The sequence below is a fragment of the Nonomuraea lactucae genome, from assembly GCF_003313395.1.
Taxonomy (GTDB): domain Bacteria; phylum Actinomycetota; class Actinomycetes; order Streptosporangiales; family Streptosporangiaceae; genus Nonomuraea; species Nonomuraea lactucae.
In genome coordinates this window covers 1-7,499 of record NZ_QNFZ01000133.1, presented here as the reverse complement: position 1 = coordinate 7,499, position 7,499 = coordinate 1, and the positions used below count along the sequence as shown (strand labels likewise).

General features: G+C 72.5%; 8 protein-coding genes. 3 read left to right on the top strand and 5 right to left on the bottom strand.

What is annotated here, in order from left to right; genetic code table 11:
- Positions 1-631, top strand: a 631-nt coding sequence (locus DQW85_RS09335) for an SDR family oxidoreductase (RefSeq protein WP_113699967.1), incomplete at its 5' end; no start/stop codon positions are given.
- The gene (gene mhpA / locus DQW85_RS09330) at positions 628-2,277 is read left to right on the top strand and encodes a bifunctional 3-(3-hydroxy-phenyl)propionate/3-hydroxycinnamic acid hydroxylase MhpA (RefSeq protein WP_205315001.1); all 1,650 of its coding nucleotides are present in this window, start codon (positions 628-630) and stop codon (positions 2,275-2,277) included. The genes DQW85_RS09335 and mhpA, both read left to right, overlap by 4 nt.
- A gap of 54 nt (positions 2,278-2,331) precedes the next feature.
- Here the strand turns inward: mhpA and DQW85_RS09325 are convergent, their stop codons facing one another.
- The gene (locus DQW85_RS09325; protein WP_113699966.1) at positions 2,332-3,063 is read right to left on the bottom strand and encodes a GntR family transcriptional regulator; all 732 of its coding nucleotides are present in this window, start codon (positions 3,061-3,063) and stop codon (positions 2,332-2,334) included.
- A 120-nt stretch (positions 3,064-3,183) separates the two neighbouring features.
- Between DQW85_RS09325 and DQW85_RS09320 the strand changes: the two genes are divergently transcribed.
- Entirely contained in the window at positions 3,184-4,089 is a 906-nt protein-coding gene (locus DQW85_RS09320; RefSeq protein WP_113699965.1) for a VOC family protein, read from the top strand.
- Positions 4,090-4,162: 73 nt separating this feature from the next.
- Here the strand turns inward: DQW85_RS09320 and DQW85_RS09315 are convergent, their stop codons facing one another.
- The 4 genes from DQW85_RS09315 to DQW85_RS09300 form a co-directional block, all read right to left on the bottom strand.
- Positions 4,163-4,912 (bottom strand): ABC transporter permease, encoded by a 750-nt coding sequence (locus DQW85_RS09315; protein WP_113699964.1) that lies wholly within the window; start codon positions 4,910-4,912, stop codon positions 4,163-4,165.
- Positions 4,909-5,709, bottom strand: a complete 801-nt coding sequence (locus tag DQW85_RS09310; RefSeq protein WP_113699963.1) for an ABC transporter permease — start codon at positions 5,707-5,709, stop codon at positions 4,909-4,911. Before DQW85_RS09310 ends, DQW85_RS09315 begins: the two co-directional genes overlap by 4 nt.
- A complete protein-coding gene (locus DQW85_RS09305) occupies positions 5,706-6,530 on the bottom strand; it encodes an ABC transporter ATP-binding protein (protein ID WP_113699962.1) in 825 nt (274 codons plus the stop codon). The genes DQW85_RS09310 and DQW85_RS09305 overlap by 4 nt, the downstream gene beginning before the upstream one ends.
- Positions 6,527-7,499, bottom strand: a 973-nt coding sequence (locus tag DQW85_RS09300) for an ABC transporter substrate-binding protein (protein ID WP_162794858.1), incomplete at its 5' end; no start/stop codon positions are given. The genes DQW85_RS09300 and DQW85_RS09305, both read right to left, overlap by 4 nt.

The window sequence follows — 7,499 nt, the reverse complement described above, 5'->3', positions numbered from 1 at the left end:
CCTCTCCCAGCCGGCGGCCTGGCGCCGCGTCGCGGCCGACGTGGACGCGCGGCTCGGGGCGGCCACGGTGAAGGCCGCCGAGGAGGCCGCGGTGGAGCACGCCTACTTCCTGCACCTCGCCGGGAGCACGGCGCCGCTCGGCCCCGCCGCGTCGGCGGACCCCGGCGTCTACACCGAGGCGTTCCTGCTCAACGCCGGCTCGACGATCGCGCTCGGCCAGGCCTTCCTGGCCGCGTGCGCCCGGCGCGAGGTGCCGGGCACGCTGGTCGTCTGCTCGTCCCCCGCGGCGACCGACACGATCCCCGGCCTGTCGCAGTACAGCGCGGCCAAGGCGGCGGTCGAGCACTGGCTGCGCGTGGTGGCGGCGGAGCAGCGAGCCGATCCCCGCGCCCGGTGCCGTGTGATCGCCGTCGTGCCGCACGCGGTCGACACCCCGATGGTGCGCGGCGTCATGGCCGGGGACCCCGCCTCCCTGCCCCTGGCAGGCTACTTCGACGACCTGGCCCGTAGCGGCGGCCTCGCGACACCCGCCCAGGCGGCCGAGCACATCTGGGAGGCGGCCCTGGACCCGGACGCGGCGGGGAGCGTCGTCCCGGTCGGAGCCCGCCACCTCGCGAGGAGGACCGCGTGACCCCCGAGTCCGGCACCCCCCGGTTCGACACCCCGGACATCGACTCGGACATCGACTCGGACATCGACTCGGACATCGACCCGCCCGGCATCGACACTCCCCAGTTCGATGTGGCCGTCGTCGGCTACGGTCCGGTCGGGCAGTTGCTGAGCATCCTGCTCGGCCGCCGCGGCTGGAAGGTGTTCGTCGCCGAGCGCTGGCCCAGCCCGTTCCGGCTGCCGCGCGCGGTCCACTTCGACGCCGAGATCGCCCGGCTGCTCCAGGACGTCGGCCTGCGGAGCGACGTCTCCCCCGTCGTGGAGCCGTACGACGACCTCTACGAGTGGCGCAACGCCCGCGGGGAGGTCCTGCTCGCGGTCGACTGGCGAGGCCGCGGGGATTCGGGCTGGCACACCGCCAACCACTTCTCCCAGCCCGAGCTGGAGGACGCGCTCGACCACCTCGTGTCCGGCCTGCCGGCGGTGACGGTCCGCCGCGGACTGGAGGTCACGGGGATCGTCCAGGAGGCGGAGGGCGTCCGTCTCACCGCCACCGCGTCGCACAGTGGCGAGAGCGTCGAGGTGACCGCGCGATACGCCGTCGGGTGCGACGGCGCGAACAGCTTCGTGCGACGGGCGGCCGGCATCGAGACCACCGACCTCGGCTTCTTCTTCGACTGGTTGATCATCGACGTCGTGCCGCACACGCCGATGACGTTCACCCCGCGGGCGTTCCAGCTGTGCGATCCGGCCCGGCCGACCACTGTCACGCCCTCCGGGCCCGGACGGCGCAGGTGGGAGTTCATGGTGCTGCCGGGGGAGGATCCGGCCGAGCTCAACACCCTGGGCAAGGCGGTCGAGTTGCTGGGCCCCTGGGGGATCGACGACTCCAACGCCAAGATCGAACGGCACACGGTCTACCGCTTCCAGGCCCGCTGGGCGGCCCGGTGGCGCTCCGGGCGGGTGCTCATCGCCGGGGACGCCGCGCACGAGATGCCGCCGTTCGCCGGCCAGGGCATGTGCTCGGGACTGCGCGACGCCGCCAACCTGGCATGGAAGCTCGACGCCGTCCTCGCGGAGGTGGCGGGCGACGGGCTGCTCGACACGTACGGCACGGAGCGGGCGCCGCATGTGCGCGACCTCGTGGAGTACTCGATGATGCTGGGCGGCGTCATCTGCGTCACCGACCCGGACGAGGCGGCCCTTCGCGACCGGCGGATGACGTCGGACCGCGCCCGGCGGGGCGAGACCGTGCCGCCTCCGCACCCCCGCCTGGGCCCCGGAGCGCTGCGGCACGACGACACCCGGACGGGGCGCCCGTCCGTGCAGGGCACCGTGCGCTTCGGCGACGCCGAGGGGCTGGCCGACGACGTGCTGGGGCGGGGCTGGCGGCTGGTCGTGTGGGAGGATGACCACCGGCTGTGGCCGGCCGTCCACGAGAGCCCGGTGCCGGTGCGGGTCCTCCCTCTGGCCGACATGGGCGACGGGGTGCGGGTGGAGGACGTCGGAGGCGTGTACGCCGCGTGGCGCGAAGCGCTGACCACGGACGGGTGTCCCCCGGCCGCGGTCCTGGTGCGACCGGACGACTACGTCCACTCGGTGCTGCGCGACGCCGGTGACGTCGAGGCCGCGCTCCGCCAGGTCGCCGCGGCCTACGCGGGACGCTGACGAGTCAGGCCGGTGCGCGATCGGCCGAGTCAGGCGGGTGCGCGGTCGGCCGAGTCAGGCGGGTGCGCGATCGGCGCCGGGCCGCTCGCCCGCCGCCGCCGCCTCGGTGAGAGCCGGGATGCCCACGAGCGCCATGTCGCGCGTGGTCCGGATGTGCTCGACGAGCAGCTTCTCGGCGAGCTCGGCATCGTGGTCGAGGGCCGCCGCCGCCAGGTCGCGGTGCTCCTTGGGGACGTCGCGGGCCGGCGCGGACCCGGCGCTCTCGTTCCAGCGCCGGTAGAGCTCGGCCATGTCGAACAGCGAGGCGCAGATGCCGCGCATGATGTCGTTTCCGCACGCCTCAAGCAATGTGGCGTGGAAGTCGGCGTGCACCGACACCCACTCAGGGTTGATGACCCGCTCGGAACCGTCGCCCAGCCACACGGGGGTCCGCTCGAGGCGGTGATGGACCGCGAGCACCCTCGACTCCCACTCCACGTCGCCTCGCTCGACGGACCTGCGGATCGCCAGCCCCTCGATCGCGCAGCGGGCGTCGACCAGCTCGTCGAGGTGCGTCCGGGAGAGCGGGGCCACGGAGAAGCCCTGGTTGGGCTCCGCGACCACGAGCCGCTGTTCGGCGAGCCGGGTGAGGACCTCGCGGACGACGGAGATGCTGACGTCGTACTCCTCGCGCAGGTCGGTCGGTTTGAGCCGCTCACCTGGGCGCACCTGGCCGCGGAGGATGGCGTCGCGCAGCTGGGTGTAGACGTCGCCGCTGAGAGTCTTCGATGTGCCCCGTCGAGCCATACGACAACCATACCAGTAAATCGCTTCTTGGCCAGTAAACGACAGTGGACGCAGAATCGATTCTCATTGCTGTTGTTCGACAACGATAGTAGGCTGGTGGGAGGCACAGAGAGGACAGCGATGAGTCTTCACAGGCTTGTGGGCATCACCATGGGCGTCCCGGACGTCGCCGCCACGCGGGAGTTCTACCGCCAGTTCGGTCTGCGGCCCTCCGGAGAGGGCTACCTGCGGACACAGGACGGCGGCCCGCAGCTCCGCGTGACGCACTCCGACCGCCGCCGGCTCCTGGCCCTGGCGGTCGGCGTGGACGACGAGGACGACCTCGACCGCATCGGACACCAGCTGCGCGGGCTCGGCGTCGAGACCACGCGCGCCCCGGGGGAGCTCCGGGCCACCGATCCCGGCACGGCGATCGGCGTCATCGTACGGATCGCGGACCGCATCCCCGACGCCCCCGCCCCCGCCGCCGGACCGCGCCCTCACAACCGCCGCTCCCCCGCCGTGGAGCGGGATCACGACGTCCGGCCGCGCAAGCTCGGTCACGTGGTGGTCGGTTCCGTGGACCAGGAGGCCAGCCAGCGGTTCTTCATGCGGGGCGTCGGCTTCAAGCTGAGCGACAGCATCCGCGGCGAGGCGTCGTTCCTGCGCTGCTCGACCGACCACCACAACCTGCTGGTGGCCAAGGCGCCGGTGCAGTATCTGCACCACACCGCCTGGGAGGTCGCCGACGTGGACGAGATCGGACGCGGGGCCACCGCGATGCTGGAGAGCCACCCGGAGCGCCACGCCTGGGGGCTGGGCCGGCATCACATCGGTTCCAACATGTTCTGGTACCTGCGTGACCCCGCCGGCAACTTCTCGGAGTACTACTCCGATCTCGACTGCATCGTCGAGGGCGTGGAGTGGACGCCGGAGGTCTTCGAGGGCTCCCAGGGGCTCTACAACTGGGGGCCGCGCCCTCCGGGCGACTGGATGCTCCCCGAGGACATCGCCGCGGGCATGATGGGCCTGCACTCGGAACGGTGACACGGGATCCCTGCGCCCTGGACCCCGCGAACGCGGTGCCGCGCCATCCGGTGCGGCACCGCGTTCGTGCCTGTCAGCGCGCGGCGCGCCGTTCGAGGAACCAGATCCCGAGGTTGCCGGCGAGTCCGACGAGCACCACGAGCACGACCAGGCCGTACATCAGCGGCAGTTGCTGCAGCGAGTACGCCGACTGGATGCGCAGCCCGATGCCGCTGGTCGCGGCGACGAACTCGGAAAGGATGACCGCGAGCAGCGCGAGACTGAACCCGATCCGCAGCCCCGACATGATCGAGGCGAGCGCGGCGGGCACGATCACGCGGCGCAACAGGGTCCAGCGCGACATCTCCAGCGAGCGCCCCAGCTTGATCAGCGTCGGATTCACGGTGCGGGTGCCCGCCATCGAGGTGAGCACGATCGGCACGATCGCCGCCGACACCGCGATCGCGATCTTCGCGTTCACGGTGATGCCGAACAGCGACAGGAAGATCGGCAGCAGCACGATGCGCGGGACCGCCGCGGTGCTGCTGAACAGCGGCTCGACGACCTGGTAGGTGTAGGTCCGGCGGGCCGCCCACACGCCGAACGGGATGCCCATGACGGCCGACAGCGCGAACCCGGCGATCACGGCCTGCAGGGTGTCCGCGACGTCGGGCCGGAGCGTGCCGTCGGCCCACGCGCCCGCGACCGCGCTCAGCGAGGCCCCGACGGTCGCCACCTCCGGGGTGAGCGCGGCGGCGGCCGCCCATCCGGCGACGAGCAGCACGGGCACGGCGATCCGCCCGGCTGTGACGAACGACCGGGCCGGGACGGCGTGGATGCTCATGCGAGGTCCTTCCGGATGACACGTTCGAGCAGGTTGAACAGGCTGTTGAAACCGGCCGCAACCGCGATCATCGCGAGGATGTGGACGTACATGTCGACGGTCTCGAAGTTGCGGTAGAGCTCGCCGATCCGGAAGCCCAGACCGGCGTCGGCGACGATGAACTCGACGCCCACCGTGGCCGCCATGGCGTACACGAAGCCGAGCTTGAGACCGGGCAGCAGGAGCGGGAGCGCCGACGGCAGCAGGATGGAGCGGAACGCCTGCCATCGGGTGCACGCGAGCGAGCGGGCCAGCTTGCGGTGGGTCGGCCGCAGCTCCGAGAGCGCGACCATCGTGGTCATGAGGACGGGCACCACGGCCATCAGGAACGCGGTGAGCACGATCGGCGCCGTGCCCAGCCCGAACACGACCAGGAAGGTCGGGTAGAAGACCACGACGGGGACGGCGTAGGCCCCCACGATGTACGGCTCCAGGATCCGCGCCACGACCGGGAGCCTGGTCAGCAGTGCCCCGGCGAGGACGCCGATCGCCGCCGCCGCCGCGAACGCCTCGACGGTGGTCCGCAGCGAACGGGCCGCGTCGGACCAGAAGGCCGCGGTGCCCAGGATGCCGGGCAGGCGGCGCAGGCAGTCGAGCGGAGCGGGCACGGTCAGCGAGCTCACGAGGCCGCCGGCCACGGCCAGGTGCCAGGCGGTGAGCAGGGCGGCCACCACCACGACACGGGTCGCCCACGCGGGCATCCGGCCGAGCGCCGGGCGGATCGACATCCGGATGCCTCCAAGGTCCAGCACGCTCATGACGCCGCGCGCTCCTGCTCGCGCATCGCCGAGGCGACCTCCGCCTGGATCAGGTCCCACAGGACGCCCACGTACCCCTCGAACTGGGCGCTGCGCAGCACGTCCGTGTCGCGGGGCCGGGGCAGGTCGACGTGGACCACGTCCAGGATGGTCGAGGGCCGCCGCGACATCACCCACACCTCGTCCGACAGGGTGACCGCCTCGCGGATGTCGTGCGTGACGAACAGGACGCTCGTGCGGGTCTCCTCCCAGATGCGCAGCAGCTCGATGCCGACCAGGGTGCGGGTCTGCTGGTCCAGGGCGCCGAAGGGCTCGTCCATGAGCAGCATCGCCGGTTCCATGACGAGGGCGCGGGCGATCGCGACGCGCTGGCGCATGCCGCCCGAGAGCTGGCGCGGCCGGTGGTGCTCGAAGCCGCGGAGCCCGACGACGCCGAGGATGTCGCGGGCCCGGGCGCGCCGCTCGGCCTTGGGGACGCCGGCGATCTCCAGCCCGAGGGCGACGTTGTCGAGCACGGTGCGCCAGTGCAGGGTGGAGTCGTCCTGGAAGACCATCGGGAAGTCGCGGCGGGGCGAGGTCACGGACTCGCCGCCGATCCGCACCTGGCCGGACGTCGGCCGCGTCAGGCCGGCGACGATGTCGAGCAGAGTGCTCTTCCCGCAGCCGCTGGGGCCGATGATCGAGACGAAGCGCCCCTTCCGGACCGTTCCGGAGGCGTTCTCGATCGCGACGGTGGTGCGCCCCTCGCTGACGTAGGTCATCCTGACCTCGTCGACGACGACGTCCCCGCGCGCGGCCGGGTCCCTGTCCCACGCGGTCATCGGCTGCCGCCCGGGAAGTCGTCGGAGAGCATCGCGCCGAAGTCCACGCCCGCCGCGACGAGCTTCATGGACGCGCCGGCCGCGGCGACGGCTTTCAGGCCCTCGGTCGCGACGCCGGTCGCCCACGCCCCCGCCGGGACGGCTTCGAGAGCCTTGCGCGCGATCTCCACGTCCAGCTTCGCGTTCTTGGCCCATGCCGCGGCGGCCTGCTCAGGGTCCTCGCGGAGCAGGACCTGCGCCTTGGCGACCGCCTGCCGTACGGCGTCGATCGCGGCGCGGCTGCTCAACGCCTTGGCCTTGGTGGTGACCATCGCGGTGTCGAGCCAGGCGGGCACCAGGTCGGCCGCCGCGGCCACCAGCTTCGCCTCACCGGAGGCGATCAGCCGGGTGTCGAACGGCGGGTTCGACCAGGCGACGTCGACCAGGCCCTTCTTGGCCGCGGTCCACGCGTCCGGCGCGCGGCCGAGCGTGAGGATCCGCACGTCCTTGTCGGGTTCGAGACCCGCCTTGCGCACCAGCAACTGGCTGAAGTACGTGGGAGGCGTCGCCGCGATCGCCGCGCCGATCTTCATGCCCGGCTTCAGGTCGGTGACGGAGTCGATGGGCGAGTCCGCCGGGGCGATGAACGTGGTCTGCGCGGCCGAGTAGACGGGCGCGATGATCTCCAGGTCCTTGACGCCCTTGGTGAAGGCCACGATCGACGGCAGGGCCCCGGCCACGCCCACGATGGTCTGGGTCTGCACGGTGCGGATCACGTCGGTGCCGAGCACGTCGGCGAGCAGCACGTCCTGGTGCGAGGCGGAGAAGTAGCCGGCGGCCATGGCGACGTGCAGCGGCGCGTTGCCGATCAGCGCGTCCAGGCTCGGCGCCGGCAGGGTGATGCGGCCGCCCCCGCCCCCGCCCCCCGGCGCCTTGTCCGAGCCGCACCCCGCCACGCCGGCGAGCAGCCCGGAGAGCCCGACGGCGACG

Bases quoted from the DNA above. Each gene is read 5' to 3' on its own strand.
- DQW85_RS09325 (WP_113699966.1), bottom strand. From the start codon at position 3,063: ATGGCTCGACGGGGCACATCGAAGACTCTCAGCGGCGACGTCTACACC.
- DQW85_RS09320 (WP_113699965.1), top strand. From the start codon at position 3,184: ATGAGTCTTCACAGGCTTGTGGGCATCACCATGGGCGTCCCGGACGTC.
- DQW85_RS09315 (WP_113699964.1), bottom strand. From the start codon at position 4,912: ATGAGCATCCACGCCGTCCCGGCCCGGTCGTTCGTCACAGCCGGGCGG.
- DQW85_RS09310 (WP_113699963.1), bottom strand. From the start codon at position 5,709: ATGAGCGTGCTGGACCTTGGAGGCATCCGGATGTCGATCCGCCCGGCG.
- DQW85_RS09305 (WP_113699962.1), bottom strand. From the start codon at position 6,530: ATGACCGCGTGGGACAGGGACCCGGCCGCGCGCGGGGACGTCGTCGTC.